Raw genomic sequence first — 1,811 nt, 5'->3', positions numbered from 1 at the left:
AGCACTGAGCTCCTAGATAAAATAGGGCTCTCTGATTGGGCGACAGCTTACCCAGCGAAGCTTTCGGGCGGTCAAAAACAAAGAGTAGCCATTGCTCGAGCACTCATGATGAACCCCGAAATCCTGCTGTTTGATGAGCCAACTTCTGCTTTGGATCCAGAATTGACAGGAGAAGTATTGCAGGTTATGAAGCAGCTGGCCGAAGAGCACATGACTATGATTGTGGTGACACATGAGATGGAGTTCGCCAAGGAGGTAGCAAACCGGGTCATTTTCATGGACAACGGGGAAATCATCGAATCCGGTCATCCGACTGAGTTGTTTACTAACCCAAAGTTTGAACGAACGAAAGCCTTCTTGAACCGAAACCGATTCGAAATGGAATAAAATTTCCTTAGTTCTGATTATTTTGGTCTTAGTGGGAGAGACCATCATTGTCACATCGCAAAAAACGGAAGTAGAAAACTTATCCATGATTCATTTTTTATCATTAAAATTTGTTTGGATACCGATTATACAAGGAATACTGTTGGTTTTGGGATTATTGTTTAGAAGAATTCGACTTTTCCTTTATGGTATAGCCCTGTTGTTAGTACCAACTATTATTGGACATGCTTCTTATCCTCGCTACGGCGGCTACTTAACGACTGGAGTAAATGCTTTGCACTTATTAGCTGCGTCTATTTGGATAGGAGGATTATTTGGGCTAATCATCATTCCAAAAAAAGAAAATATGAAAGACTGGTTAAAAAAATGTGATTCCAAAATTTTCAAAGTGGGCAATGATAAGTTTTGTTATTATTATTTTCACAGGTTTGTTTATGACAAAACAATATGTTCCATCGTTTACAATAAAAAGCTTTATTCAAAGTGAATGGGGAAAGGGAATAGTATTTAAAATTGTTACCATGTTTTTTATTTTAGGCTTTGGATATTTGCATAGAAGATGAATAAAAAACTTAACATCCAAAGCGGTAAACAAAGTAATTAACCGGTTACGAATTGAATTGATTTATGGAGTGTTTATCTTATTTTTCGCTTCTCTTTTAGTCGTATCCACACCTAGTGCAGCTGAACAAGGGGTATATCCAAGTTCAGTGGAAAAAGAAAAAGTAAAGTTTAATGTTAACATTTCACCTTTATATCCGGATTAAACGTGTTAACAATGAATTTCAATAACAAAGATATTGAAAAAGTTGAAGTAACACTCTCTATACCCGATATGCATTACAATGTCACATACAATGCATTTAAAGTAGATAAGGGAGTTTTTAAACTAACTGGGAATTTACTTCATACAGCTGGGACCATGAATATGAACGTGAAGGCAAAGAAATTTAATGGGAAATCCATTAAATTTTCTTTTAAAATAGTAATTCCGGGGGAAACGCGTTTTAATGAATCTTAATATTTAGGATAGTTAGTTGTTATACTAACTGTCCTTCAGCTTGTCGACAAAGTCGCAAGCTTTTTTATGTGCGCCCGGCATGGGTGTAATCTATAGGGTGAGAGTCCCGAGCTGCGAAGGCAGAAGTAGCAGTTAGCTTAACGCAAGGGTGTCCGTGGCGACACGGAATCTGAAGGAAGCGAGCGGCAAACTTCCGGTCTGAGGAACACGAACTTCATATGAGGCTAGGTATCATTGGGTGAGTTTGCATAACAAAACAAAGCCCTTTCTGCCGAAGGTGATACAGAGTAAATGAAGCAGATGGATGGAAGGAAAGATTACACTCTTACCCGGGGAGGTCTGGCTGGCACGCCAAGTAATCTTGGTAACCTATCTAGTGATAGATAGCTGAACAGTCAGAAGT

General features: G+C 38.5%; 3 protein-coding genes. All 3 read left to right on the top strand.

Annotation, left to right across the window (positions count from 1 at the left end):
* The coding region (locus GD441_RS16740; RefSeq protein ID WP_153127518.1) for an amino acid ABC transporter ATP-binding protein at window positions 1–387 on the top strand (387 nt) is incomplete at its 5' end.
* Between the two features lie 148 nt (window positions 388–535).
* Entirely contained in the window at window positions 536–874 is a 339-nt protein-coding gene (locus GD441_RS17385) for a hypothetical protein (RefSeq protein WP_225434288.1), read from the top strand.
* On the top strand, window positions 816–950 hold the full coding sequence (locus tag GD441_RS17705; protein WP_420849725.1) for a hypothetical protein: 135 nt from the start codon (window positions 816–818) through the stop codon (window positions 948–950). Before GD441_RS17385 ends, GD441_RS17705 begins: the two co-directional genes overlap by 59 nt.
* Window positions 951–1,811 lie beyond the last annotated feature (861 nt).

The organism is Peribacillus tepidiphilus, from assembly GCF_009466385.1.
GTDB lineage: Bacteria > Bacillota > Bacilli > Bacillales > DSM-1321 > Bacillus_BN > Bacillus_BN tepidiphilus.
This window is presented reverse-complemented; position numbering and strand designations above follow the sequence as displayed.